Annotated in this window: 31 protein-coding genes; 2 read left to right on the forward strand and 29 right to left on the reverse strand. The window is 34.4% G+C overall.

Annotated features, from left to right (window positions below):
• The first annotated feature begins 56 nt into the window (after positions 1-56).
• Complete coding sequence (locus tag GBO31_RS15645; protein WP_219009303.1) at positions 57-1499, forward strand: SDR family oxidoreductase; 1443 nt, start codon at positions 57-59, stop codon at positions 1497-1499.
• Between the two features lie 65 nt (positions 1500-1564).
• Positions 1565-2191 (forward strand): chromophore lyase CpcT/CpeT, encoded by a 627-nt coding sequence (locus tag GBO31_RS15650; protein WP_219009304.1) that lies wholly within the window; start codon positions 1565-1567, stop codon positions 2189-2191.
• A gap of 9 nt (positions 2192-2200) precedes the next feature.
• On the opposite strand, the gene GBO31_RS15655 is transcribed toward GBO31_RS15650, so the two are convergent.
• From GBO31_RS15655 to rpsC, 29 genes are all read right to left on the reverse strand, one after another.
• On the reverse strand, positions 2201-2614 hold the full coding sequence (locus GBO31_RS15655; RefSeq protein ID WP_219009305.1) for an RrF2 family transcriptional regulator: 414 nt from the start codon (positions 2612-2614) through the stop codon (positions 2201-2203).
• Between the two features lie 117 nt (positions 2615-2731).
• Entirely contained in the window at positions 2732-3664 is a 933-nt protein-coding gene (gene ctlX, locus GBO31_RS15660) for a citrulline utilization hydrolase CtlX (protein ID WP_219009306.1), read from the reverse strand.
• A gap of 28 nt (positions 3665-3692) precedes the next feature.
• Positions 3693-4607 (reverse strand): dimethylarginine dimethylaminohydrolase family protein, encoded by a 915-nt coding sequence (locus tag GBO31_RS15665; RefSeq protein ID WP_246615893.1) that lies wholly within the window; start codon positions 4605-4607, stop codon positions 3693-3695.
• Between the two features lie 216 nt (positions 4608-4823).
• On the reverse strand, positions 4824-6110 hold the full coding sequence (locus tag GBO31_RS15670) for a citrate synthase (protein ID WP_219009307.1): 1287 nt from the start codon (positions 6108-6110) through the stop codon (positions 4824-4826).
• Between the two features lie 191 nt (positions 6111-6301).
• Positions 6302-11017 carry a beta strand repeat-containing protein gene (locus GBO31_RS15675; protein WP_219009308.1) on the reverse strand — a complete coding sequence of 1572 codons (4716 nt, stop codon included), beginning with the start codon at positions 11015-11017 and terminating at the stop codon, positions 6302-6304.
• A 213-nt stretch (positions 11018-11230) separates the two neighbouring features.
• Positions 11231-12520, reverse strand: a complete 1290-nt coding sequence (gene eno, locus GBO31_RS15680; RefSeq protein WP_219009309.1) for a phosphopyruvate hydratase — start codon at positions 12518-12520, stop codon at positions 11231-11233.
• Positions 12521-12706: 186 nt separating this feature from the next.
• Positions 12707-13822 (reverse strand): glutamine-hydrolyzing carbamoyl-phosphate synthase small subunit, encoded by a 1116-nt coding sequence (gene carA / locus GBO31_RS15685; RefSeq protein WP_219009310.1) that lies wholly within the window; start codon positions 13820-13822, stop codon positions 12707-12709.
• 125 nt (positions 13823-13947) lie between these two features.
• Positions 13948-14421, reverse strand: coding sequence for a 50S ribosomal protein L17 (gene rplQ, locus GBO31_RS15690; RefSeq protein WP_219009311.1), 474 nt, complete (start codon positions 14419-14421; stop codon positions 13948-13950).
• A gap of 64 nt (positions 14422-14485) precedes the next feature.
• The gene (locus GBO31_RS15695) at positions 14486-15478 is read right to left on the reverse strand and encodes a DNA-directed RNA polymerase subunit alpha (protein WP_219009312.1); all 993 of its coding nucleotides are present in this window, start codon (positions 15476-15478) and stop codon (positions 14486-14488) included.
• A gap of 27 nt (positions 15479-15505) precedes the next feature.
• Positions 15506-16111 carry a 30S ribosomal protein S4 gene (rpsD, locus tag GBO31_RS15700; RefSeq protein WP_219009313.1) on the reverse strand — a complete coding sequence of 202 codons (606 nt, stop codon included), beginning with the start codon at positions 16109-16111 and terminating at the stop codon, positions 15506-15508.
• Positions 16112-16248: 137 nt separating this feature from the next.
• Positions 16249-16632 carry a 30S ribosomal protein S11 gene (rpsK, locus tag GBO31_RS15705; protein WP_219009314.1) on the reverse strand — a complete coding sequence of 128 codons (384 nt, stop codon included), beginning with the start codon at positions 16630-16632 and terminating at the stop codon, positions 16249-16251.
• Between the two features lie 112 nt (positions 16633-16744).
• Entirely contained in the window at positions 16745-17119 is a 375-nt protein-coding gene (gene rpsM, locus GBO31_RS15710; protein WP_073316874.1) for a 30S ribosomal protein S13, read from the reverse strand.
• 2 nt (positions 17120-17121) lie between these two features.
• On the reverse strand, positions 17122-17238 hold the full coding sequence (gene ykgO / locus GBO31_RS15715; protein WP_013621733.1) for a type B 50S ribosomal protein L36: 117 nt from the start codon (positions 17236-17238) through the stop codon (positions 17122-17124).
• Between the two features lie 117 nt (positions 17239-17355).
• Positions 17356-17571 (reverse strand): translation initiation factor IF-1, encoded by a 216-nt coding sequence (infA, locus tag GBO31_RS15720; protein WP_010181908.1) that lies wholly within the window; start codon positions 17569-17571, stop codon positions 17356-17358.
• Positions 17571-18911, reverse strand: coding sequence for a preprotein translocase subunit SecY (gene secY / locus GBO31_RS15725; protein WP_219009315.1), 1341 nt, complete (start codon positions 18909-18911; stop codon positions 17571-17573). The genes infA and secY overlap by 1 nt, the downstream gene beginning before the upstream one ends.
• A gap of 10 nt (positions 18912-18921) precedes the next feature.
• Positions 18922-19374 (reverse strand): 50S ribosomal protein L15, encoded by a 453-nt coding sequence (rplO, locus tag GBO31_RS15730; RefSeq protein ID WP_219009316.1) that lies wholly within the window; start codon positions 19372-19374, stop codon positions 18922-18924.
• Between the two features lie 9 nt (positions 19375-19383).
• The gene (gene rpmD / locus GBO31_RS15735) at positions 19384-19563 is read right to left on the reverse strand and encodes a 50S ribosomal protein L30 (RefSeq protein ID WP_027392536.1); all 180 of its coding nucleotides are present in this window, start codon (positions 19561-19563) and stop codon (positions 19384-19386) included.
• A gap of 10 nt (positions 19564-19573) precedes the next feature.
• Positions 19574-20098, reverse strand: coding sequence for a 30S ribosomal protein S5 (gene rpsE / locus GBO31_RS15740; RefSeq protein ID WP_219009317.1), 525 nt, complete (start codon positions 20096-20098; stop codon positions 19574-19576).
• Positions 20099-20104: 6 nt separating this feature from the next.
• Positions 20105-20461, reverse strand: a complete 357-nt coding sequence (gene rplR / locus GBO31_RS15745) for a 50S ribosomal protein L18 (protein ID WP_219009318.1) — start codon at positions 20459-20461, stop codon at positions 20105-20107.
• Between the two features lie 10 nt (positions 20462-20471).
• On the reverse strand, positions 20472-21014 hold the full coding sequence (gene rplF, locus GBO31_RS15750) for a 50S ribosomal protein L6 (protein ID WP_219009319.1): 543 nt from the start codon (positions 21012-21014) through the stop codon (positions 20472-20474).
• A 21-nt stretch (positions 21015-21035) separates the two neighbouring features.
• Positions 21036-21434 carry a 30S ribosomal protein S8 gene (gene rpsH / locus GBO31_RS15755; RefSeq protein WP_219009320.1) on the reverse strand — a complete coding sequence of 133 codons (399 nt, stop codon included), beginning with the start codon at positions 21432-21434 and terminating at the stop codon, positions 21036-21038.
• Positions 21435-21504: 70 nt separating this feature from the next.
• Positions 21505-21774: a 30S ribosomal protein S14 gene (gene rpsN, locus GBO31_RS15760; RefSeq protein ID WP_219009321.1), complete on the reverse strand. Its 270-nt coding sequence runs from the start codon at positions 21772-21774 to the stop codon at positions 21505-21507.
• A gap of 2 nt (positions 21775-21776) precedes the next feature.
• Entirely contained in the window at positions 21777-22328 is a 552-nt protein-coding gene (gene rplE / locus GBO31_RS15765) for a 50S ribosomal protein L5 (RefSeq protein WP_219009322.1), read from the reverse strand.
• Positions 22329-22330: 2 nt separating this feature from the next.
• Positions 22331-22642 (reverse strand): 50S ribosomal protein L24, encoded by a 312-nt coding sequence (gene rplX / locus GBO31_RS15770; RefSeq protein WP_219009323.1) that lies wholly within the window; start codon positions 22640-22642, stop codon positions 22331-22333.
• A gap of 13 nt (positions 22643-22655) precedes the next feature.
• Positions 22656-23024 carry a 50S ribosomal protein L14 gene (gene rplN, locus GBO31_RS15775; protein ID WP_027392543.1) on the reverse strand — a complete coding sequence of 123 codons (369 nt, stop codon included), beginning with the start codon at positions 23022-23024 and terminating at the stop codon, positions 22656-22658.
• Between the two features lie 2 nt (positions 23025-23026).
• Positions 23027-23284, reverse strand: coding sequence for a 30S ribosomal protein S17 (gene rpsQ / locus GBO31_RS15780; protein ID WP_025741866.1), 258 nt, complete (start codon positions 23282-23284; stop codon positions 23027-23029).
• Between the two features lie 12 nt (positions 23285-23296).
• The gene (rpmC, locus tag GBO31_RS15785) at positions 23297-23491 is read right to left on the reverse strand and encodes a 50S ribosomal protein L29 (RefSeq protein WP_219009324.1); all 195 of its coding nucleotides are present in this window, start codon (positions 23489-23491) and stop codon (positions 23297-23299) included.
• Between the two features lie 12 nt (positions 23492-23503).
• Positions 23504-23923, reverse strand: coding sequence for a 50S ribosomal protein L16 (gene rplP, locus GBO31_RS15790; RefSeq protein WP_219009325.1), 420 nt, complete (start codon positions 23921-23923; stop codon positions 23504-23506).
• Between the two features lie 20 nt (positions 23924-23943).
• Positions 23944-24672, reverse strand: coding sequence for a 30S ribosomal protein S3 (gene rpsC, locus GBO31_RS15795; RefSeq protein ID WP_219009326.1), 729 nt, complete (start codon positions 24670-24672; stop codon positions 23944-23946).
• Between the last annotated feature and the right edge of the window lie 5 nt (positions 24673-24677).

Raw genomic sequence — 24677 nt, forward strand, 5'->3', positions numbered from 1 at the left:
TTACTCCTAATTTATATCTAGAATACTATATTTCTTCGTATCTTTTAAATAAAAACATGCGGATATTACTTACTGGAGCAAATGGTTACATTGGTATGAGATTACTGCCATTATTAATAGATGCAGGTCATGATGTAATTTGTTGTGTAAGAGATAAAGATCGATTTTCTGTAGACAAAGATATGTCAGATAAGATTTCGATTGTCGAAATAGATTTTTTAGAAAAACCAGATCCTAATAAGCTTCCAGAAAAAATAGATGCTGCATATTACCTGATTCATTCCATGAGTTCTTCTACATCAGATTTTGATAAAAAAGAAGAGATCTCAGCTCAAAACTTTAATATTCTCGTTTCCAATACGCAAATCAAACAGGTGATTTATCTTAGCGGTATTGTTAATGAGAAAAATTTATCTAAGCACTTATGGTCAAGAAAGAATGTAGAAGAGACATTGTACAAGGGTAATTTTAATCTTACTGTTTTACGTTCTGGAATTATAGTCGGATCAGGGAGCTCTTCTTTTGAAATCATTAGAGATCTGTGCGAAAAGTTACCCATCATGATTACACCAAAATGGGTAAACACAAAAACGCATCCTATAGCTATAAGAGATGTTTTAAGCTTCATGACAGGAGTATTAGGAAACTCTAAATGTTATAATCAATCTTTTGACATTAGTGGCCCTAACGTTATTACCTATAAACAAATGCTACAATTGTATGCCAAAGTTCGAGGGATTAAATTACTGATTTTCACACTTCCAGTAATGACACCGAAATTATCTTCCTATTGGCTATATTTTGTTACATCTACCTCTTACAAATTAGCATTAAACCTAGTCGACAGTATGAGTATTCCTGTTGTCGCGAATGATAAACGTCTACAAAAAATATTAGGTATCGAACCAATGACTTATACAAAAGCATTAGAGCTTGCTTTTATTAAAATAGAGCAAAATCAGGTGGTATCTAGTTGGAAAGATTCTATGATAAGTGGTCGTTTTGATCAAGATATTCAGAAATACGTTACAGTGCCTAAAAAAGGGTGTTTACGAGATCGGAAAAGAATAAAAGTAGATAACCCTAATCATGTAATTGAAAGAATATGGGCAATTGGTGGTGAAACGGGATGGTATTATGGAGACTGGATGTGGAAAATAAGAGGTCATATTGATAAGTTTTTTGGAGGTGTTGGTTTACGAAGAGGTAGAACTAATCCAGATAAAATTAATTCTGGTGACGCTTTAGATTTCTGGAGAGTACTAGTTGCAGATAAAATCGAAAAGCGCTTATTGTTGTTTGCTGAAATGAAAGTTCCGGGAGAAGCTTGGTTGGAATTTGACATTGACAAAAACGACATACTTCATCAGACTGCAACATTTCGTCCTAGAGGTTTATGGGGTAGATTATATTGGTACCTTATGGTACCTTTTCACTATTTTATTTTTGGAGGAATGATACGTAACATAACATCCAATCACAACAAAAAATACAGATGAAAAGCAAATTATATCGATAATCAACGTATTTTTGAGTAAAAATTAGTATTTTTGCAAAAAAACAGATGCGGAAATCCCTCCTCTTTCTTATCATATTAATCTTTTCGATTGGTTGTAACACCAAGACAATCGATGATCCAGAATTAGAGGATTTTGCAAAAATTTTAGTGGGGAATTTTTCTTCTAAAAAACAAGCCAAAGAAGAATCTGGGTATTCTGCTGTTGGTCTCATCAATAAAGTTATTTGGAAAGATAGATCGGGAATTTGGCTATATCAAGAATTATTTGCTGAAGGAAAAACTAATGCTATTTATAATCAAAGAATCTTAAATATTAAAAGGGTGGATAGTAACACCCTAAGTAGTACAAGTTATGTAATTCCAAATCAAAAAAAATATATCAATGCTTGGAAAGATATTTCGGTTTTTGATAATTTAACCATAGACAGCCTTACTATTAGAGAAGGATGTGATGTATATTTCAGAAAGAAAACCTCTACGATCTATCAAGGAAAGACTAATAAAGAGACATGTTCTAGTAGTTTTAGTAAAAAAATATCTTATACTACGAGCAATATTGTGATTAGTAGAAATAAAATTTCTTCTTGGGATAGAGGTTATGATAGTAATGGAAAACAGGTATGGGGCAAAATTCAAGGACCCTATGAATTTATTCGTATTACAGAAAACTAATAAAACCTATTATTGTTCTACAAAATCATGCAAAGTTTTATTTTCTAAAACTTTTAATGTATTATCTCTAACTTCTATCATCAGTTCGTGCACAGTACAGGCATCTTCATCAGGGCAGTCATCACACTTTTCATAGAAATTTAAACTAACACATGGTAACATAGCTATTGGCCCCTCTAAAACCCTAATGACTGCTGCCATAGAAATTTCTTTTGGAGATTTGATCAGATAATACCCACCTCCTTTTCCTTTCTTAGATCCTAAGAAGCCATTTTTACGAAGTGTCAATAATATACTTTCAAGAAACTTTTGAGAAATATTTTCACTTTTAGCAATTTCAGATATCAAAACTGGATGCTCACACTTTTTTCTAGCGATATAAGTCAAGGCTTTTAAGCCATATTTTGTTTTTTTCGAGAGCATCTGATCGACTTTATAATACTCAAAAATAACTAAAAGATATTACTTCGTCATTATACAAATTTCCTTTGCCAGTTATACTGCCAATTTAAATCTCTTAATGAATCTGTAAAAGCTTGTTTATTTTTGAGGAAGAAAAACCTCTGCCATCATACAACGAGCGCTTCCACCTCCGAGTTTTTCGATGGTTTGTAAATCGCTATGAAGGATTTCACAATGCTTCTCTATGGAGGTAATCTGATTTTGAGTTAAGCTATTGAATGCTGCTGACGACATCACTAAATAACGTTTTCCATCTGCTCCGACAACCTGAAGCATGTTTCCTGCAAAATGATTCACCTGCGCTTCGGTAATAGCAATAATCTCCTTACCATCATTTTTTAAATGATTCGACAAGTTTTTACGTTCTTTTTTATCATCTATACAGTCTAAACATACTACTGCAAAAGTTTCTCCAACCCCCATCATCACATTTGTATGATAAATAGCAAGCCTCTCTCCTTTAACAGTTTGATATGCTGTAAAGATTACTGGCGCATACTCGAAATCTTCACAAAATTCAATGAGTAACTCTTCATCTGCTCTCGGTGATAATGCACAGTAAGCTTTTCTGTTTACTCTATCTAATACCAAGCTTCCTGTACCTTCAAGAAAGATATCATCATTTTCTGCAGAAGTATAATCTACTACATTTTTTATTTCAAAACCCGAACTCTCAATTATATCTAAAATCTCAGGTCTTCTTTCTCTACGTCTATTAACCGCAAACATAGGATACAAGCCTATATCTCCATTTTCATGAAAAGAAACCCAATTATTTGGAAAAATAGAATCTGGTGTATCATTTTCAATTTTATCATCAATAATGATAACTTCCACTCCTACCTCTTTAAGCTTTGTAGTAAAAGTATCAAACTCTTCTTGAGCTTTTATATTTTCGTCAACAGCACTATTGTCTGAGGATTTCTGATAATAATTATTTATTGCTGTTTCTTCATTCATCCTAAATTTTACTGGACGAATCATAACTATAGTATTAGTAACCTGTTTCATACATTTTCAAAATTTCAGTACTAACAATTTAATCTCTAATTAATGGCATAGTAGAACATCTTAATAGTCCTTCTTGTTTTGCGATTTCGGCATAAGGGACTTCCTCAACAGTTATCCCCTGATTTCTCAACCAACTATTTAACCTTGTAAATCCTTTTTCAGAAATAACAATATCCTCTGATATAGAGAAGATATTAGAATTCATGTAATACATTTCATTTCTGTCGATATGAAATAAATTTTCATTGCCAAAAAAGTCAACTAAATACTGATAATCCTCCAACTTTCTAAACCCTTCTTTGTGAATAATGGCTTTATTTTTTCCAACTGGTTGAAAACAGCAGTCCAAATGCAAAGCATTATCCTTAGGATCACTCATGGATTTATTAAGATCGAACTCCTTTACAATCTTATTTGGAAAAAGTGATTTTATATAGTCTACTCCTTTCATATTAGTTCTTGCAACAATGCAATCACTATAGTCATCTCCTTTATAAGTACCAATAAAAATATGATCATTATGAACTATAATATCACCTCCTTCAAAATGTATATCTTCAGATGGAGCTTTACATACCTTTTCGGGATCAATTTCATCTATCACATACTGAATCGCTTTGATCTCTTTTTCTCTATCTGGAAGAATATTAGATTTTATAAAAGTGTCTTCTATTACCAAAGCTATATCTCTTGCAAAAATTTGATTATAATTTTCTATTATTTTAGGTCTGTATACTTTAACATCATATTTTTCAAAAACATTAGCAACTGCAGTCATTTCTGCAACCATATCTTCCTCTTTAGGATATGTCCCTGCTAAAATATGTTCTATTGATTTAGGATCGTAAGCATCTTCAATTTTTGGCACAGCACCATTACTTACGGCAGTACCTAGAACAACAGCTCTTAACCTCGAAGTTTCATTTTTAACGTTTAATTTCAATGGTATAAATTTAAGGTGAAACTATAGCAGCACATTAATTTTCATGCTGAACAAATATAGGAAGAGGCATTCTGTTCACACTAATTTTATTCAAAAAAAATATCAACTTTTTGTCAAATTCTGAAATTTAGCTTCTCAGGCTTTAACTTTTTGTTAATCTCATAAAAAAAGGTGTTGAATGTTTTCAACACCTTTTTAATATTATTTAGGTTATGATTACCTTTTTGCAACCTCTTTGAATTCTCTATAATTTGCTCCAGTATATATTTGTCTAGGTCTTCCAATTGGTTCTTTTCTAAGACGCATTTCTCTCCATTGAGCTATCCATCCTGGCAGTCTTCCTAATGCAAACATAACCGTAAACATTTCTGTTGGTATCCCTAAAGCTCTGTAGATAATTCCAGAATAGAAATCTACATTAGGATATAGTTTTCTTTTTACAAAATATTCATCCTCTAATGCAACTTGCGCAAGTCCTTTCGCGATATCTAAAACAGGATCTTCAATTCCAAGATCTCCTAATACTTCTTCTGCAGAAACTTTAATAATTTTCGCTCTTGGGTCAAAGTTTTTATATACTCTATGACCAAATCCCATTAAACGGAATGGATCTTCTTTATCTTTAGCTTTGGCAATATACTTTGCTGTATCTCCTCCATCCTCTCTGATAGCTTCAAGCATTTCTATCACTGCTTGATTTGCTCCTCCGTGCAAAGGTCCCCACAAAGCAGAGATTCCAGCCGATAAAGAAGCAAAAAGACCAGCATGAGAAGAACCTACAATACGTACTGTAGATGTAGAACAATTCTGCTCGTGATCTGCGTGCAGAATTAATAATTTGTCCAATGCATCGTTTACAATTTTATTTGCTTCATAAGTTTTATTTGGCCTAGAAAACATCATCTTACTCAAGTTCTCTACATATCCTAGAGAGCTATCTCCATAGTCTAAAGGAAGACTTTTACGTTTTCTCATTGTCCAAGATGCCAATACAGGAAACTTGGCCATTATTTTCACAATAGCACCATACATTGCCTCTTCAGAATCTACATCCACAGATCCTGGATTGAAGGCTATTAATGCACTTGTTAAAGAAGAAAGTACACCCATTGGATGGGCACTTTTAGGGAATCCATCTAAGATCCTTTTCATATCTTCATCGATATGAGATTCTTCTTTAATATCTTTATCAAATTTATCAAGTTGTTCAGCAGTTGGTAGTTCGCCAAAAATTAATAAGTAAGCTACTTCTAAAAAATCCGCCTTTTCTGCTAATTCTTCAATAGAATATCCTCGGTATCTTAAAATTCCTTTTTCTCCATCTAGGAAAGTAATTGCACTCTCGCAACTTCCTGTATTTTTATATCCAGGATCTATAGTTGTTATACCACCTGTAGCACCTCTGAGAGTTTTGATATCAATTCCTAATTCTTTTTCTGTTCCTTCAATTATAGGGAACTCATATTTGTTACCGTCGATTTCTAAAATAGCTTTTTTTGACATTGTGATTATTTCGAATTTTGCTGTTATAATAAGGGTTGCTAAATTACGAAATATAGTGTTAATATATTATTAATCATCGCATCTATTTTAGATCATAAATATCATTTTGAAGTTATGTTTAAAAAAAGAGGATTCGTAACGAATCCTCTTTTTAAAACTATTAATTTTTGATAATAAATCAATGATTCAAACTATGGAGTTTGACCAGCGATTATAAATCCATAAAACTGTATAAACATATTGACGGGATGATTCAATACATTGTTTCGAATTACATTTGCATCATTTCCAACACCAACAATGTTTGTTTGTCCGTTCATATTAACATCTCCATTATTATATCCTGAAACAGAAAACCCATAAAACTGTATAGCTACATTTGTAGGATCATTTAAAATAACATTCCTAATAAAAGCACTATCATTTACAGATCCTATGATGTTAATTTCCTCATCTTGAGCTGCATCACCAGCCCACATCCCAACGGTTCCTATTGGCATTCCAAAAGAAGTTTGACTATCGGTTCCAGCAGCAGATTGCGTACCATCTCTAAAATCCAGTACTGTAGTAGTACTTCGATCTAAAGTAACCGCAGCATCTGTAATTATTCCTAAATGATTGCGATGATTTACAACAACATGGTAGCTTCCTCCTGAAGTTGCATTCATAGTGATCTCTGGATTACCATTTGTATCAACAATATCACCATCTCTTTGAATAAATGCAGACTGTGTGTCCAAAACAATTGTATTGTCCGTATCATCTCTTAATTCTAAAAACACCCAATCAACAATATTATCATTATCCAAAACAGCATCATTAAAAATAGTTCCATCAACTGAAACGCCATCTGTATAAGGTGTATTATTAGGTATATAACCTGCTGTTCTTAGATCATCTCTCATCAAATTGTCCGTACTCCCTAACATTGCTCCCTGTAAAAATGCTTTTGGAGATACTCTAACTACATCATCAAGAACATTCACTGCAAAATTATAAACGGTTGGTACAGCACCACAAGTAATATCGAAGGTTACTGTAGCAACATATATACCTGAATTTATGATTTGCATATCATCAGAAATTAGAACTTCTCTACCAGAAGCTGAAAAAGCATTAGGTCCACTCCAAGAAACAGTTCCATTAAATGATTCCACTAAATGTAGCTCTAATCTTCTTCCAATTTCAACATTAATGGATGCTGCGGGGTTTGCTACATAGGCAGCATCATCTACACTTGTTTCAAATGAAAGTGTCGGGTTAGCACTATCAATCGTGATATCTTTTTGTACAGATATGCCACAGGCACCACTTATGTCATAATTAACTGTATACATTCCTGGTGTACTTGCCAATAAATCTATTTCTCCAGTACTTGCACTTACAAAAACTAAACCTGTTGTACTACTAAAAACACCTCCACCAGTTCCTGTAATAGAAGGTATTGGGTTACTATCAGCTTCACAAAACGTAGTTGAAGAATAATTGAAATCCGTAACAGCATTGGTAGTAATAGTAATATTGAATGTGCTTGTCACTCCACAAAGACCTGGTGTTGTATAGGTAATCTCATGATTACCCGCCACACTAGCATCTAGATCTATTGTCCCGGAATTTGTATCTATAGATAATCCAGAAGAAGAGCTATTACTAAAAGTTCCTCCCATAGTTCCTGTAACTGTAGCTGTAGGATCTACATCGCCACTACAATAATCGGTATCTGGATAACTAAAAGTAGCATCTTCCTCGGTAATAGTTATATTAAAAGGCGTACTCGTATCTCCACAACTGCCAGCAATTTGATAAATTATTGAGTATGTACCCACAGGAGTTGTTGATAAATCAATCTCTCCAGTATTCACATCAGCAAATACAATATTTACATTTGAACTAGAGAATACACCTCCAGAGGTTCCAGTAATCGTTGGGATTGGATTACTATCAGATGTACAATACGTAGATGCATCATAATTAAATGCTGCAACTCCTGCTGATGTAATTGTAATATTAAAAGTACTAGAAGAAGAGCAAGTTCCAGTAATTGCATATGTAATTTCATGAGTTCCTATTGAACTTGCACTTATATTAATTAGACCAGTAGTGGAGTTAATAACCAATCCAGATACTGAACTATTTGTAAAAGTTCCTCCTGTTGTACCCGTAATAGTTGGAGTCTGATTAGTAGCATCTGCACAATATACAGAAGCACTGTAGCTAAATGATGCGTCTGCTTCTCCAATTGTTATATTTTGTGGAGCACTTGTAGCTCCGCAACTTCCAGATAACTCATATACAATAGGGTAAGTTCCAACCGGAGTAGCAGTTAAATCAATTTCTCCGGTACTTGTATTAACAAATATTAAATTATTATTAGAACTCGAAAATGTTCCACCAGTAGTTCCTGAAATAGTAGGTATTGGATTTGCGTCTGTCTTACAATAGTTAGAAGTTGCATAACTAAAGCTAGCAACACCAGTAGTTGTAATTGTAATATCAAAAGTACTTGTAGCTGCGCATAATCCAGGTGTTGTATATGTAATCTCATGATTCCCTGGAGTACTAGCATCCAAATCTATCAGTCCACTACTAGTATCTATAGAAAGTCCGGATGAAGAACTATTACTAAAAGTTCCTCCCATAGTCCCTGTTATAGTAGGCGTGGGATCTGCATCACCACTACAATAATTTGTACTTCCATAACTGAAACCGGCATTCTCCTCGGTAATCGTTATATCTACAGGAGTACTTGTTGCACCACAACTTCCTGAAATCTGATATACAATTGAATACGTACCTAACAGACTAGTTGCTAAATCTATTTCACCTGTACTTGCATCAGCAAATACTATATTAGCATCTGCGCTAGAAAATGTACCTCCAGGAGTTCCAGTTATTGTTGGAACCGGATTACTATCAGAAGTACAATATGTGGATGCGCTATAACTAAAATCTGCAACACTTGTAGTTGTAATTGTAATATCAAAAGTACTTGTGTCCGAACATAATCCAGGTGTTGTATATGTAATTTCATGATTCCCTGGAGTACTAGCACCCAAATCTATTAACCCTGTCATAGTATTTATGGATAGACCAGAAGAAGAGCTATTGCTAAAAGCTCCACCTGTGGTTCCAGTAATCGTTGGGGAAGGATCAATATCTCCACTACAATAATTTGTATTTCCATAACTAAAAGTAGCATCTTCCTGAGCAATAGTTATATTGACGGGGCTACTTGTAGCTCCACAACTCCCTGAAATCTGATAGACAACAGCGTATGTACCAGGAAGGCTAGCCATCAAATCAATTTCTCCGGTACTAGCATCCGCAAATATGATATTAGCATCTGTACTTGAAAAAGTTCCTCCAGCGGTTCCTGTAATTGTTGGAGTTGGATTACTATCAGATGTACAATACGTAGATGCTCCATAATTAAATGTAGCTATTCCTGTTGATGTAATGGTAAGATCAAAAGTACTTGAAGAAGCACATGTTCCAGTAATTGAGTAGGTAACCTCATGAGCTCCTAAGGAACTTGCGCTTATATCAATGACACCTGTAGAAGGATTTATTGACAAACCTGAAGCAGAACTATTGCTAAAGGTTCCTCCTGTTGTTCCTGTAATGGTTGGAGTTGGATCTGAAGCATCACTACAATATTCAGTTGAGGAATAGTTGAACGAAGTATCTGTTTGTGTTATGGTTATATTTTGAGGTGCACTTGTCGCTGCGCAACCACCGCTTAATGCATACACTATAGGATAAGTTCCAACAGGCGTGGATGCTAAATCAATTTCACCTGTACTTGTATCTGTAAATACCAAACTGCTATCAGTACTTGAGAAAGTTCCTCCTCCAGTTCCTGATATCGTAGCTATCGGATTAGTTCCTGTTTTGCAATAGGATGAACTATCATACGAAAATGAAGCATCTCCTGATGATACTATATTTATAGTAAAAGGAGTAGAAGAACTAGTTACTCCTTGACAGTTATTTGTAACAAACCTTCTTACAAAATAAGTTCCGGGTGTTGAAGATCCCGGACTTATAACTCCTGTTGAAGCATTCATAGCCAAACCCGCTCCTGCTAAAAATACTTGACCTGATGACTCAGGTTTTTCTTCATTTAATATTGGGACTATAGGAGTATTGTCGTCACTACAAAAACTATCTGAGGTGTAAGAAAAGTTTGGATCAAGAGTAACTACTATTTTCACAGTATGAGTAGCGATTACACAACCTCCTGGAGTGGTATACTGAACAGTATATTCACCAGGTATAGAAGCATTCAAATCAATTTCTCCAGTTGTTGAAGGCATTTTGGCGGACTTATTTCCTCCAATCGAAAAATCAGAACCGCCGCCACCGCTTACAAATACCAAACCAGAAGGTGAACTTGTAAACTCTCCACCTGTGATTCCTGTAATAACTGGTGTAGGATTCGATCCTGATGTACATAGAGTTGTTGAAGTTGTAGCACTACTATTATATGTAATACTAGTAGATTGAGAAGAATGAATCGTAACATTTTGCATAAATGTTAAGGGACTTCCGCTAGCTACAGTATAAGTTATCTGATAGGTTCCTGGTGTACTTGCATCTAAATCAATCTCTCCTGTACTATTATTAGAAAATATTAAACCGGATGTACTGGTAAAAATTCCTCCTGGAGTTGTTACATTAGGAATTGGATCTATATCATTCTGACAAAATTCTGAGGGTGTATAACTAAAAGTAGCATCAAACTCTTTTGTCTTATAAAATTCTTCATCTGACATATCATTGTAGGATAATGATCGACTAGAATTATTTACAAAATCTACAATATCATCTTCTCTCACAAATTCATATGCAAATGTTTGATTAGTTGATAAAGTCAGTAAGAAGAACAATAGTAAAAGTCTCTTCATATAATGTGTTTTGATTCCGCGAAAGTATTAAAAAATACTTACCCAGCCTTCTAAAATAGTTAAAATAAGTTAAAAATCAGCATTTTAACCAAAGAAACATGCTTTTCATCGTTCAAAATTTTAAGAAAACGGGTAAAAAACCTTATAAATACGGGTTATCCACAAAAAAAAAGCTCACTTAAAAGTGAGCTTTTTCCTACATTTCTAAATATACTATTTAACTTTAAATGCTTTCTCTTTTGGATAATAGGCTACAATTCCCAATTCTTCTTCAATACGAAGTAATTGATTGTACTTAGCCATTCTATCACTTCTGGATGCTGATCCAGTTTTAATTTGTCCTGTATTTAGAGCAACTGCTAAATCTGCTATTGTATTATCTTCAGTTTCTCCAGATCTATGTGACATTACAGAAGTATATCCTGCATTATGTGCCATATTTACAGCAGCAATTGTTTCTGTAAGTGTACCTATCTGGTTAACTTTTATCAAAATTGAATTTGCAATACCATTTTCAATACCTCTAGACAATCTCTCAACATTGGTTACAAATAAGTCATCACCAACTAACTGAACTTTATCTCCCACTTTATCTGTCAAATACTTCCATCCTTCCCAATCATTCTCATCCATACCATCTTCAATAGAAATTATTGGATATTTTTCAGCTAATTCTGCAAGATAATCAGCCTGTTCTTCGCTTGTTCTCACAACACCAGATTTCCCTTCAAATTTAGTATAGTCATACTTTCCATCAACAAAAAATTCTGCAGCAGCGCAATCTAAAGCTACCATTACTTCATCACCAAACTTGTATCCTGCTTTCTCTACTGCAAGTGCAATAGAATCCAAAGCGTCTTCTGTTCCTTCTAATGTAGGAGCAAAACCTCCTTCATCTCCAACAGCTGTACTTAATCCTCTATCATGAAGAACTTTTTTCAAATTATGAAAAATCTCAGTTCCCATTTGCATTGCATGTGTGAAGTTTTCAGCTTTTACTGGCATTACCATAAACTCTTGAAAAGCGATTGGCGCATCACTATGAGAACCTCCATTGATAATATTCATCATAGGAACAGGTAACGTATTTGCACTTACTCCTCCTACATATCTATACAATGGCATATTCAATTCATTAGCAGCAGCTTTAGCAGCAGCCAAGGAAACACCTAAAATAGCATTAGCTCCTAGTTTTGATTTATTTGGAGTACCATCTAATTYAATCATTGTCTGATCTAATAGATTCTGATCGAATACAGAAAAGCCAAGTAACTCTTCTGCAATTATTGTATTTACATTCTCAACAGCTTTTTTAACTCCTTTACCCATATAATCACTACCACCATCTCTCAACTCTACTGCTTCATGTTCTCCCGTTGATGCACCAGATGGAACTGCAGCTCTACCTAACACTCCATTTTCGGTAATCACATCTACTTCGACTGTTGGGTTACCACGTGAATCTAAAATTTGTCTGGCGTGAATATTAATTATTACACTCATTTCTTGATTTGTTTTTGTTGGATAATTTTAATTCTTCGCAATATACAAAACCAGTTAGTTTAAATACCTCAGAAAACCTCTTAATTTATTGCTTAAACCCCAGTAAACACGACAAGTTATCAACTATAACGTTATAGGTCAACTAATTATATTTTACGTATTGATTTTGTGAAAAATATGCAGTTTTTAAGCTTCTACTTTTGCGTTTTTAATATTATTTATAAACTGATCAAATAAATAAATAGAATCATTTGGACCAGGACTTGCCTCGGGATGATATTGTACAGAAAAACAATTTTTATTTTTTAGTCTTATACCTGCTACTGTGTCATCATTTAGATGAACATGAGTTATCTCTACATCTGGATTACCTTCAGTTTCTTCTCTATTAATCGCAAAACCATGATTCTGTGAAGTAATCTCTCCTTTGCCAGTTGTTAAGTTCTTTACAGGATGGTTAATTCCTCTATGTCCATTATGCATTTTATACGTGCTGATTCCATTAGCTAATGCTATTACTTGATGTCCTAAACAAATACCAAACAAAGGTAAATTCCTACTAATGATCTCTTTAGCAGTCTCAATCGCTTGTGATAAAGGCTCTGGGTCACCAGGACCATTGGATAAAAAATAACCATCAGGTCCCCATTCATTCATTTCTTCAAAAGTAGCATCATAAGGAAAAACCTTTATATAAGCATCTCTCTCAGAAAGATTACGTAATATATTTTTCTTAATCCCAATATCTAATGCTGATATTTTATAGGTTGCTTCAGGGTTTCCAAAGTAATAAGGTTCTTTTGTAGATACTTTTGATGCTAATTCCAAACCATTCATATCTGGAACCTCTGCCAATCTTCTTTTTAATGATTCTATATCATCAATCTCTGTAGATATTAAAGCATTCATGGCACCATTATCTCTAATATAACTTACCAATGCTCTTGTATCTACATCTGATATTGCCAATAGATTATTTTTCTCTAAGAAATCCTGTAAAGAACTATCAGCTCGATCTCTAGAAAACTCATAGCTAAAGTTTTTTACAATTAACCCTGCAATTTTTATTGAATCAGATTCAACCTCTTCTTCTTGTGTTCCATAATTTCCAATATGTGCATTGGTAGCAACCATTAGCTGCCCAAAATAAGAAGGATCCGTAAAAATTTCTTGATAACCCGTCATTCCGGTATTAAAACAAACTTCTCCAAATGCAGTTCCTTCTTTTCCAACCGCTTTTCCATAAAAAATAGTACCATCTGCTAATAAAACAATTGCCTTTTTTCGAGATTGATATTTCATCCTTTATATATTTTAATATTACAATTCCCTTTTTCTAGGATTTAAACTTTTACAAAAATTCAAAAAAAAAGGATAAACGACAGAACGTTTATCCTTTTTTATTATGTGTGATTAATACTAATCATTTATTCTTCTTCTGAATTAGTAGCTTCTGGTGCAGGAGCTGCAGGAGCACTTGCTTTTTTGCTTCTACCTCTACGAGTAGATTTCTTTTTAGCAGGTTTACCAGCGTTATACAATTCGTTGTAATCCACTAATTCGATCATTGCCATATCAGCGTTATCCCCAAGACGATTTCCTAACTTGATAATTCTAGTATATCCTCCTGGTCTATCACCAACTTTAGCAGCCACATCTCTAAACAATTCTGCTACAGCATACTTATTACGTAATTTACTAAACACAATTCTACGGTTGTGTGTAGTATCTTCTTTAGATTTTGTAACTAATGGCTCTACAAACTGTTTTAAAGCTTTTGCTTTTGCAACAGTAGTATTTATTCTTTTATGCTCGATAAGAGAACAAGCCATGTTTGCAAGCATTGCCTTGCGATGTGCAGTTTTTCTTCCTAAGTGGTTTACTTTTTTTCCGTGTCTCATGACATTAAAAATTTAAGCATCATCTTGCTCAATCCGCCTCGTGCAGAGAGCAAAATATGATGTGTTAGTCTTTATCTAATTTGTATTTAGAAAGATCCATACCGAAATTAAGCCCTTTAACATTTACAAGCTCTTCAAGCTCTGTTAAAGATTTCTTTCCGAAATTACGGAACTTCATTAAATCATTTTTGTTATAAGAAACTAAATCTCCTAAAGTATCAACTTCTGCAGCTTTCAAGCAATTTAATGCTCTAACAGAAAGATCCATATCTATCAATTTAGTTTTTAATAACTGTCTCATATGTAATGATTCCTCATCATATGTTTCAGTTTGAGCAATTTCATCAGCTTCTAATGTGATACGCTCATCTGAGAATAACATAAAGTGGTGAATCAAGATTTTAGCTGCTTCTGTCAAAGCATCTTTTGGATGTATAGAACCATCTGTAACAATTTCGAAAACTAGTTTTTCGTAATCTGTTTTTTGTTCTACACGGTAATTCTCAATACTATACTTTACGTTCTTAATTGGTGTATATATAGAATCCGTAAAAATCGTACCTATTGGTGCATTAGTCTTTTTATTTTCCTCTGCTGGTACATAACCTCTACCTTTTTCTATAGTTATCTCTAAATTCAGAGCAACTTTTTTATCCATATTACAGATCACCAAGTCTGGATTAAGCACTTGGAAACCTGAAATAAACTTCTGAAAATCTCCAGCAGTTAATTGCTCTTGCCCTGAAATAGAAATGGTTACTGATTCATTATCTATATCTTCAATCTGACGTTTAAAACGAACTTGTTTCAGGTTTAGAATAATCTCAGTTACATCCTCTACAACTCCAGAAATTGTAGAAAACTCGTGATCTACTCCTTCTATTCTCAATGAAGTTATAGCGAATCCCTCTAAAGAAGATAGCAAAACTCTTCGTAAAGCGTTACCAACTGTCAGTCCGTATCCAGGTTCTAATGGTCTAAATTCAAACTTACCATCAAACTCACTAGAGTCGATCATGATAACTTTATCGGGCTTCTGAAAATTTAATATTGCCATATTATTGTTTCTTCTAAGAGTTATTTATTACTTCGAATATAATTCGACGATGAATTGTTCGTTGATATTTTCCGGAATTTGAATTCTTGCCGGTACAGATACAAAAGTACCTTCTTTTGTGTCATTGTTAAAAGTAATCCACTCGTACACTTTGCTATTATTAGCTAGTGAGTTTTGAATAACCTCCAAAGACTTTGATTTTTCTCTTACTCCTACTACATCACCAGGCTTTAAACGGTAAGAAGGAATATTAACTAACTCTCCATTAACAGTGATATGTCTATGAGATACTAATTGTCTTGCTCCTCTACGAGAGTTCGCTAATCCCATTCTAAAAGCAACATTATCTAAACGAGATTCGCAAAGTTGAAGTAAAACCTCACCGGTAATACCTTGTGATCTAGTTGCTTTTTCGAACATATTTCTGAACTGACGTTCTAATATTCCGTATGTATATTTAGCTTTCTGCTTTTCCATTAACTGAATTGCATACTCACTTTTCTTTCCTCTACGTCTGTTATTTCCATGTTGACCAGGAGGATAATTTCTCTTTTCGAATGACTTATCGTCTCCGAAGATCGCTTCACCAAATTTACGAGCGATTTTAGTTTTTGGACCAGTATATCTTGCCATTTGATTATTACTTAAATTTTAAGAGGTAATTATGAATTAAGGTCTCTTTCCTTCGATAATTGTCTTCCCTCTTTTTAGACTTACTTTAATTATATATCAATAAAAGATATCCCGAACTAATTCGGGACAACTTTTAATTATACTCTACGTCTTTTAGGAGGACGACATCCATTGTGAGGCATTGGAGTTACATCAATAATTTCAGAAACTTCAATTCCAGAATTATGTATTGAACGTATAGCAGACTCTCTACCATTTCCAGGACCTTTAACGTATACCTTTACTTTCTTTAATCCAGCTTCGATAGCTACTTTAGAAGCATCTTCTGCTGCCAATTGCGCAGCATATGGAGTGTTCTTTTTAGAACCTCTGAATCCCATCTTACCAGCTGAAGACCAAGAAATCACGTCTCCTTTTTTATTCGTTAACGAAATTATAATGTTGTTGAAAGAAGCAGTAACATGTGCTTCTCCTACTGACTCAACAATTACCTTACGTTTTTTTGAAGTTGACTTTGCCATATTGTCTAGTTTTAGTTGTTAGCTTTTAGTTGTTAGAATCCTAAACATTGCTATCTCAAACAGATTCATCTAACTTCTATTCACTAATGACTAATGTCTCTTTAATTAATTATTATTTAGTTGCTTTTTTCTTGTTAGCAACTGTTTTTCTTCTTCCTTTACGTGTTCTAGAATTGTTCTTAGTACGCTGTCCTCTTAATGGTAAACCAGCTCTATGACGAATACCTCTATAACATCCAATATCCATTAGACGTTTAATATTCAATTGTACTTCTGAACGTAATTCTCCTTCTATGGTATAGGCTCCTACAGCTTCACGAATTCGACCAATTTGATCATCATCCCAGTCAGAAACTTTAATACTCTCATCTACTTTGGCAGTTGCTAATATTTCTTTAGCTCTACTTCTACCGATTCCGAAGATATAGGTTAATGCTATAACTCCTCGCTTTTGTTTAGGTATATCTACCCCTGCAATTCTTGCCATAATTACCCTTGTCTTTGTTTAAATCTAGGATTCTTTTTATTAATTACGTAAAGTCGGCCTTTTCTACGCACAATCTTGCACTCGGCACTTCTCTTTTTTATTGATGCTCTAACTTTCATCTCTTTGTGTTTAAATCCTGAAAATACATATTAAGCATTTCAGAAGGTCTCGTTAACAAGATTTTCAGCCTGCAAAAGTACACAAAAAATCTTAATTAACTAATATTCTTAAAATTATTAGTATCTATATGTTATACGAGCCTTTGATAAATCATAAGGACTCATTTCCAATTTAACCTTATCACCTGGCAATAACTTGATATAATGCATTCGCATTTTACCAGAGATATGAGCAGTCACTACATGACCATTTTCTAATTCTACTCTAAACATTGCATTAGACAATGCCTCGATAATACTTCCGTCTTGTTCTATTGCTGGTTGTTTTGCCATTATGCTACTGCTTTTCTATTTTTACCAGTTTTCATTAATCCATCATAATGTCTATTCAACAGATAGGAATTAACTTGTTGCATTGTATCAATTGCAACTCCAACCATGATTAACAATGAAGTACCTCCAAAGAACAATGCCCATCCTTGCTGAACATTTAACAATTTAACAGCGATTGCCGGAAAAACAGCAATCAACGCTAAAAATATTGATCCAGGTAAGGTAATCTGAGACATTATTTTATCTAAATATTCAGCTGTTTCACTACCTGGTCTTATACCTGGAATAAATCCACCGCTTCTTTTTAAATCATCAGCCATCTTGTTTGTTGGARCTGTAATAGCGGTATAAAAATATGTGAATATGATAATTAATAATCCAAATACAACATTATACCAAAAACCAAAAATATCACTAAATGCAGCAGCAATTCCTTGTGACGTCTCTGAATCTGATAATCCAGCTACCGCAGCAGGTATAAACATAATTGCCTGTGCAAAAATGATTGGCATTACTCCCGAAGCATTTAGTTTTAAAGGTATGTATTGGCGTGAACCGAAAACATTCTTTTCATATCCTCCGCTTGCGGTTCTTCTTGCGTACTGAACAGGAATCTGACGTACCGCCATTACCAATAAAACAGAAGCAAGAATAATAACAAACCAAATTACCAATTCAATTAGTACCATAATAATATCACCACCTTCTCCAGAAGTTCTTGAAATAAAGTTCTGAACAAAAGATTGTGGTAATGTTGCGATGATACCAACCATAATTAATAAGGAAATACCGTTTCCAATACCTTTATCTGTAATCTTTTCCCCTAACCACATTGCAAAAATACAACCCGTAGTTAAGATGATAACAGATGACACAACAAAAACGGTTTGACTTATTTCTGCACTAAAAGCTGTAGGCGGAAGCGTAGCAAACAAATTATAAATGTAACCAGGACCTTGTACTAAGGTAATAGCTATGGTTAGCCATCTAGTAATTTGGTTAATTTTCTTTCTACCACTTTCTCCTTCTTTTTGTAATTTTTGAAGATAAGGAATAGCAATTCCCATCAACTGCACCACAATAGAAGCTGATATATACGGCATAATTCCTAAAGCAAAAACAGATGCATTTGCGAATGCTCCACCTGTAAAGGCATTAAGCAAACCTAGCAAACCATCTTGAGTTTGAGTTCCTAAGTTAGCAAGTTCTGCTGCATCTACTCCAGGAAGTACTACCTGTGCTCCAAATCGATATACTAATAGAAGTCCTAATGTAACAAGAATTCTATTTTTAAGTTCTTCGATTTTCCAAACGTTTTTTATTGTATCAATAAATTTCATGAAATATCTTTTATAGGGTTACCGCTTCACCACCAGCTGCTTCGATAGCAGCTTTTGCAGTTGCTGTAAATTTATGTGCTGAAACTTTTAGCTTTGCTTTCAGCTCACCTCTTCCTAGTATCTTAACTAAATCATTTTTTCCTGCTAGACGTGTTTCTAAAATCACATCAAGATCAACAGTATCAGTTATTTTACCAGCATCTACTAATTTCTGTAGTGTATCTAAGTTGATTCCCTGATATTCTTTTCTATTAATATTAGTGAATCCAAATTTAGGCACACGTCTTTGAAGAGGCATTTGCCCTCCTTCGAAACCAATCTTTCTAGAATAACCCGAACGAGATTTTGCTCCCTTATGACCACGAGCAGCAGTTCCACCTTTACCAGAACCCTGTCCACGACCTAATCGTTTGCTGTTATTTTTTACTGAACCTGCAGCAGGTTTTAAGTTACTTAAATCCATGTGCTTATATTATTTTGTTTCAACAGAAACTAAATGTTTAACTTTATTTACCATTCCTAGGATATTAGGAGTGTCATCATGCTCAACAACCTGACCGATCTTTTTAAGACCTAAAGCCTCTAGAGTTCTTTTTTGTCTCTGAGTACGGTTTATAGCGCTTTTTACTTTAGTTATTTTAATCTTTGCCATTGTTCCTAATTTATCCTTTAAACACTTTTTCAAGTGAAACACCACGTTGCTTAGCTACTTGCTCTGCACTTCTCATTTGTAACAAAGCATCAAAAGTTGCTTTTACTACGTTATGAGGGTTAGATGATCCTTGATTCTTAGAAAGTACATCATGTACACCAACAGATTCTAACACCGCACGGATCGCTCCACCAGCAATAACTCCTGTACCCGTTGCAGCAGGCATTAATAATACTCTTGCTCCACCATACTTACCTTTTTGCTCGTGCGGTAAAGTTCCTTTATTTAACGGTATACGTACTAGATTTTTCTTAGCATCTTCTACTGCTTTAGCAATAGCTTCAGCAACTTCTTTAGACTTACCTAAACCATGACCTACAACACCGTTTTCGTCTCCTACAACTACGATAGCAGAGAATCCAAATGCTCTACCCCCTTTTGTTACCTTAGTAACACGTTGTACACCAACTAAACGATCTTTTAATTCAAGTCCACTTGGTTTTACTAATTCTGCGTTTTTATATTTTTGATACATAATTTCTTAGAATTTAAGTCCTCCTTCTCTAGCTCCTTCAGCTAATGATTTTACTCTTCCATGGTATAAATACCCACCTCTATCAAAAGATACGGTTTCTACACCTGCTTTCTTAGCTTTTTCTGCTAGAGCTTTACCAACTAAGCCAGCTTTTTCAGCTTTGCTTCCTGATGCAGCAGCAATATCTTTATCTCTTGAAGAAGCAGCACTAATAGTTTTACCAGTTACATCATCTATGATCTGAGCATAGATCTCTTTATTACTTCTAAAAACAGATAATCTAGGACGTTGTTCTGTTCCGCTTACTGTACCGCGGATTCGCTTTCTGATTTTTAATCTTCTTAAATCTTTTGAGAATGCCATAACTTCGTTATTATGCAGATTTACCTGCTTTTCTTCTTAATTGTTCTCCTACAAACTTAACTCCTTTTCCTTTATATGGTTCTGGCTTACGGAATCCTCTAATCTTAGCGGCTACCTGACCTACCAATTGCTTGTCATGAGAAGTTAATTTTACGATTGGGTTTTTACCTTTTTCCGATATAGTTTCGATTTTTATCTCTGGCGCAACATCAATAACGATATTATGAGAAAAACCTAAAGCTAAATCCAATTTCTGTCCTTGGTTAGAAGCTCTATATCCTACTCCTACCAATTCTAGCTCCTTAGTAAAACCTTCTGAAACACCTTGTACCATATTATTAATCAAAGCTCTGTATAATCCGTGCTTTGCTCTATGATCTTTAGCATCACTAGGTCTTTCTAGAACAACCTGACCTTCTTCTACTTTCACATTGATACTATCAATCTCTTGTGAAAGCTCTCCTAATTTTCCTTTAACAGTAACAACATTACCTGTCACTTCTACAGTGACACCAGACGGAATAGTTACTGGATTTTTTCCTATTCTTGACATTTCTTTTGTCTTTTTTTACTGTTAGTATACGTAACAAAGTACTTCTCCACCTACATTCTCTCGCTTAGCTTGCTTACCAGTCATTACACCGTGAGAAGTAGAAACGATCGCAATACCTAATCCATTAAGAATTCTTGGTATCTCTTTAGATCCTGCATATTTACGTAAACCAGGCTTACTGATTCTTTGTAATTCTTTGATTACAGGTTCTTTTGTTAACTTATCGTATTTAAGAGCTATCTTAATACTACCTTGTGTTGTATTGTCCTCAAATTTATAACTTAAGATATATCCTTGATCGAATAATATCTTAGTAATTTCCTTTTTAACTTTCGATGCAGGAATCTCAACAACTCTATGTTGAGCGCTATTCGCATTACGAATTCTAGTTAAATAATCTGCAATAGGATCTGTATTCATTATCTAATATTTATGGTCTTGGTTTTCAATTATAACCTAATCGAACCTTAGACCAATTAATTTTTTATTACTACCAACTAGCTTTAGTTACACCTGGAATTAATCCTTTATTTGCCATTTCTCTGAAAGTAACACGAGAAATTCCAAACTGACGCATATATCCTTTTGGTYTTCCCGTTAACTTACAACGATTGTGCATACGGATTGGTGAAGCGTTTTTCGGTAATTTTTGTAATGCCTCATAATCTCCAGCTTCTTTTAAAGCTTTGCGTTTTTCAGCATATTTAGCAACCGTTTTAGCTCTCTTCACCTCACGGGCTTTCATTGATTCTTTAGCCATAATTAATTCTTTTTAAATGGTAAACCTAGTTCAGTTAACAATGATTTTGCTTCTTTATCAGTATTCGCAGAAGTTTCAAAAGTGATATTCATTCCTGAAATTTTATTCACTTTATCAATATCAATCTCTGGGAAAATGATTTGTTCAGTAATTCCTAACGAGTAATTACCTCTACCATCGAAACCAGTTGCTTTAATACCATTAAAATCTCTTACACGTGGTAAAGCTGAAGTAATCAAACGATCTAAGAATTCATACATTCTCTCTCCTCTTAACGTAACCTTTGCACCGATTGGCATTCCTTTACGTAATTTAAAAGAAGCAACATCTTTCTTAGAAATTGTAGCTACTGCTTTTTGTCCTGTTATAGTTGTTAACTCATCAACTGCGTAATCAATTAACTTCTTATCTGCTACAGCTGCACCAATTCCTCTACTTAAAACAATTTTTTTAAGTTTTGGAACTTCCATTACATTGCCGTAGCTAAATTCTTCTGTAAGAGCAGACACTATTCTGTCTTTATACTCTTGTTTTAGTCTTGGGATATAAGCCATAACTATATTACTTCATTAGATTTTTTAGAAAATCTCACTTTCTTATCACCTTCCATTCTATAACCAACTCTTGTTGTTTCACCATTAGATGTTAACAATGATAAGTTAGAAATATGAATTGGTGCTTCCTGCTTTACTATACCACCTTGTGGATTAGCAGCACTAGGCTTCTTGTGTTTTGAAACAAGGTTTACACCTTCAACAATTGCCTTGTTCTTATCTTTCAATACCTTCTGTACAGTTCCTTGCTGACCTTTATTGTCACCAGCAATAACCTTTACTGTATCTCCTGATTTAATTTTTAGTTTTGTCATGTCTGCAATACTATTAAAGCACTTCTGGCGCTAGTGATACAATCTTCATAAACTGTTTGTCACGAAGTTCTCTCGCTACAGGACCGAACACACGTGTTCCTCTCATTTCTCCTGCTGGGTTCAAAAGAACACAAGCATTATCATCAAAACGGATATATGAACCATCCGGTCTGCGCACTTCTTTTTTGGTACGAACTACAACTGCAGTTGAAACGGCTCCTTTTTTTATGTTTCCATTTGGAGTTGCTTCTTTTACACTGACAACGATCTTGTCTCCTACAGAGGCGTATCTTCTCTTTGTACCACCTAAAACACGGATAACTAAAACTTCTTTACCACCTGTGTTATCTGCTACTTTTAATCTAGACTCTTGTTGTACCATAATTACTTAGCTCTTTCAATTACTTCTACTAATCTCCAGCATTTGGTTCTACTCATAGGTCTTGTTTCCATGATCTTTACAGTATCACCAATATTGCAGTCATTTTTCTCGTCGTGTGCAACATATTTCTTTGTTTTTAACACGAACTTTCCGTACATCGGGTGTTTTACTTTTTTCACCTCAGAAACCACAATCGATTTCTGCATTTTGTTACTAGTAACTACACCTATACGTTCTTTTCTTAAGTTTCTTTTTTCCATCTTTCAGCAGAATTAACCGTTTAATTCTCTTTTAGTAAGCTCAGTTTCCATTCTCGCAATAGATCTTCTAACTTTACGTAATTGTAAAGGGTTTTCTAATGGAGACATAGTGTGAGCCATTTTTAAATCTGAATATTCTTTTCGATATTTACCAAGCTCCTCTTGTAATTCAGCTGTCGACGATTCTTTTACTTGTGATTGTTTCATAATCTTCAATTATTAAGCTTGATAATCTCTAGCTACGATAAACTTAGTTTTTACTGGTAATTTCTGAGCTGCTAAACGCAATGCTTCTTTAGCAACATCATGAGGAACACCACTTATCTCAAATAAGATTCTTCCTGGTTTTACAACTGCTGCCCAATATTCTACAGCACCTTTTCCTTTACCCATACGTACTTCAAGAGGTTTCTTAGTAATAGGTTTGTCCGGGAATATTTTAATCCACAGAGAACCTTCTCTTTTCATATAACGAGTAGCAGAAATACGAGCTGCTTCTATTTGTCTAGCAGTTACAAAACTTGAATCTAATGCTTTTATTCCGAAAGTTCCATTAGAAAGTGTATGCCCTCTATGAGAAAGACCTTTCATACGTCCTTTTTGCTGCTTACGGAATTTTGTTCTTTTAGGCTGTAACATTGTTAATTTACTTTAAAAAATTACTTTCTACGGCGTGATTTATTATTTCCACCTCTTCCGGAACCTCTATCTCCTCCTTTTCCTTGTTTCTTAGAAAGACCCACTAAAGGAGAAAGTTCTCTCTTACCATATACTTCGCCTTTCATAATCCATACTTTAACACCTAATCTACCATAAGTAGTATGTGCTTCAACTAAAGCATAATCTATGTCAGCTCTAAATGTTGATAAAGGAATTCTTCCATCTTTATACGACTCTGAACGTGCCATTTCCGCACCATTCAAACGTCCTGAAATCTGAATTTTGATACCTTCAGCATTCATTCTCATTGCAGCCGCAATAGCCATCTTTATTGCACGACGATATGAGATACGACTCTCAATCTGTCTCGCAACACTAGATCCAACTAAAAATGCATCAAGTTCTGGTCTTTTGATTTCAAAAATATTGATCTGAACTTCTTTATCAGTAATTTTCTTAAGCTCTTCTTTTAACTTGTCTACCTCTTGTCCACCTTTTCCGATAATAATACCAGGTCTAGCAGTAGTGATAGTAACGGTTACAAGTTTAAGCGTACGCTCAATAATTACTCTAGATACACTAGCTTTTGATAAACGTGCGTGTACGTACTTTCTAATCTTATCGTCTTCGGCTAATTTATCACCGTAGTCATTACCTCCATACCAGTTGGATTCCCATCCTCTGATGATACCAAGGCGATTTCCGATTGGATTTGTCTTCTGTCCCATACTAT

Source organism: Aquimarina litoralis (genome assembly GCF_019295435.1).
Classification (GTDB): Bacteria; Bacteroidota; Bacteroidia; order Flavobacteriales; family Flavobacteriaceae; genus Aquimarina; species Aquimarina litoralis_A.

Bases quoted from the DNA above. Each gene is read 5' to 3' on its own strand.
- rpmD (WP_027392536.1), bottom strand. From the start codon at position 19,563: ATGGCAAAGATTAAAATAACTAAAGTAAAAAGCGCTATAAACCGTACT.
- GBO31_RS15670 (WP_219009307.1), bottom strand. From the start codon at position 6,110: ATGTCAAAAAAAGCTATTTTAGAAATCGACGGTAACAAATATGAGTTC.
- rplP (WP_219009325.1), bottom strand. From the start codon at position 23,923: ATGTTACAGCCTAAAAGAACAAAATTCCGTAAGCAGCAAAAAGGACGT.
- carA (WP_219009310.1), bottom strand. From the start codon at position 13,822: ATGAAATATCAATCTCGAAAAAAGGCAATTGTTTTATTAGCAGATGGT.
- rplX (WP_219009323.1), bottom strand. From the start codon at position 22,642: ATGACAAAACTAAAAATTAAATCAGGAGATACAGTAAAGGTTATTGCT.
- ykgO (WP_013621733.1), bottom strand. From the start codon at position 17,238: ATGAAAGTTAGAGCATCAATAAAAAAGAGAAGTGCCGAGTGCAAGATT.
- GBO31_RS15645 (WP_219009303.1), top strand. From the start codon at position 57: ATGCGGATATTACTTACTGGAGCAAATGGTTACATTGGTATGAGATTA.
- rplE (WP_219009322.1), bottom strand. From the start codon at position 22,328: ATGGCTTATATCCCAAGACTAAAACAAGAGTATAAAGACAGAATAGTG.
- rpsC (WP_219009326.1), bottom strand. From the start codon at position 24,672: ATGGGACAGAAGACAAATCCAATCGGAAATCGCCTTGGTATCATCAGA.
- rplO (WP_219009316.1), bottom strand. From the start codon at position 19,374: ATGGATTTAAGTAACTTAAAACCTGCTGCAGGTTCAGTAAAAAATAAC.
- rpsQ (WP_025741866.1), bottom strand. From the start codon at position 23,284: ATGGAAAAAAGAAACTTAAGAAAAGAACGTATAGGTGTAGTTACTAGT.
- rpsK (WP_219009314.1), bottom strand. From the start codon at position 16,632: ATGGCAAAGTCAACTTCAAAAAAACGTAAGGTAATTGTTGAGTCAGTA.
- rpsD (WP_219009313.1), bottom strand. From the start codon at position 16,111: ATGGCAAGATATACTGGTCCAAAAACTAAAATCGCTCGTAAATTTGGT.
- rpsM (WP_073316874.1), bottom strand. From the start codon at position 17,119: ATGGCAAGAATTGCAGGGGTAGATATACCTAAACAAAAGCGAGGAGTT.
- GBO31_RS15650 (WP_219009304.1), top strand. From the start codon at position 1,565: ATGCGGAAATCCCTCCTCTTTCTTATCATATTAATCTTTTCGATTGGT.
- rplN (WP_027392543.1), bottom strand. From the start codon at position 23,024: ATGGTACAACAAGAGTCTAGATTAAAAGTAGCAGATAACACAGGTGGT.
- rpsE (WP_219009317.1), bottom strand. From the start codon at position 20,098: ATGTATCAAAAATATAAAAACGCAGAATTAGTAAAACCAAGTGGACTT.
- GBO31_RS15695 (WP_219009312.1), bottom strand. From the start codon at position 15,478: ATGGCAATATTAAATTTTCAGAAGCCCGATAAAGTTATCATGATCGAC.
- GBO31_RS15675 (WP_219009308.1), bottom strand. From the start codon at position 11,017: ATGAAGAGACTTTTACTATTGTTCTTCTTACTGACTTTATCAACTAAT.
- rplR (WP_219009318.1), bottom strand. From the start codon at position 20,461: ATGGCATTCTCAAAAGATTTAAGAAGATTAAAAATCAGAAAGCGAATC.
- rpmC (WP_219009324.1), bottom strand. From the start codon at position 23,491: ATGAAACAATCACAAGTAAAAGAATCGTCGACAGCTGAATTACAAGAG.
- rplQ (WP_219009311.1), bottom strand. From the start codon at position 14,421: ATGAGACACGGAAAAAAAGTAAACCACTTAGGAAGAAAAACTGCACAT.
- rplF (WP_219009319.1), bottom strand. From the start codon at position 21,014: ATGTCAAGAATAGGAAAAAATCCAGTAACTATTCCGTCTGGTGTCACT.
- ctlX (WP_219009306.1), bottom strand. From the start codon at position 3,664: ATGAAACAGGTTACTAATACTATAGTTATGATTCGTCCAGTAAAATTT.
- rpsH (WP_219009320.1), bottom strand. From the start codon at position 21,434: ATGAATACAGATCCTATTGCAGATTATTTAACTAGAATTCGTAATGCG.
- infA (WP_010181908.1), bottom strand. From the start codon at position 17,571: ATGGCAAAACAACCAGCAATAGAACAAGACGGAAGTATTATCGAGGCA.
- GBO31_RS15655 (WP_219009305.1), bottom strand. From the start codon at position 2,614: ATGCTCTCGAAAAAAACAAAATATGGCTTAAAAGCCTTGACTTATATC.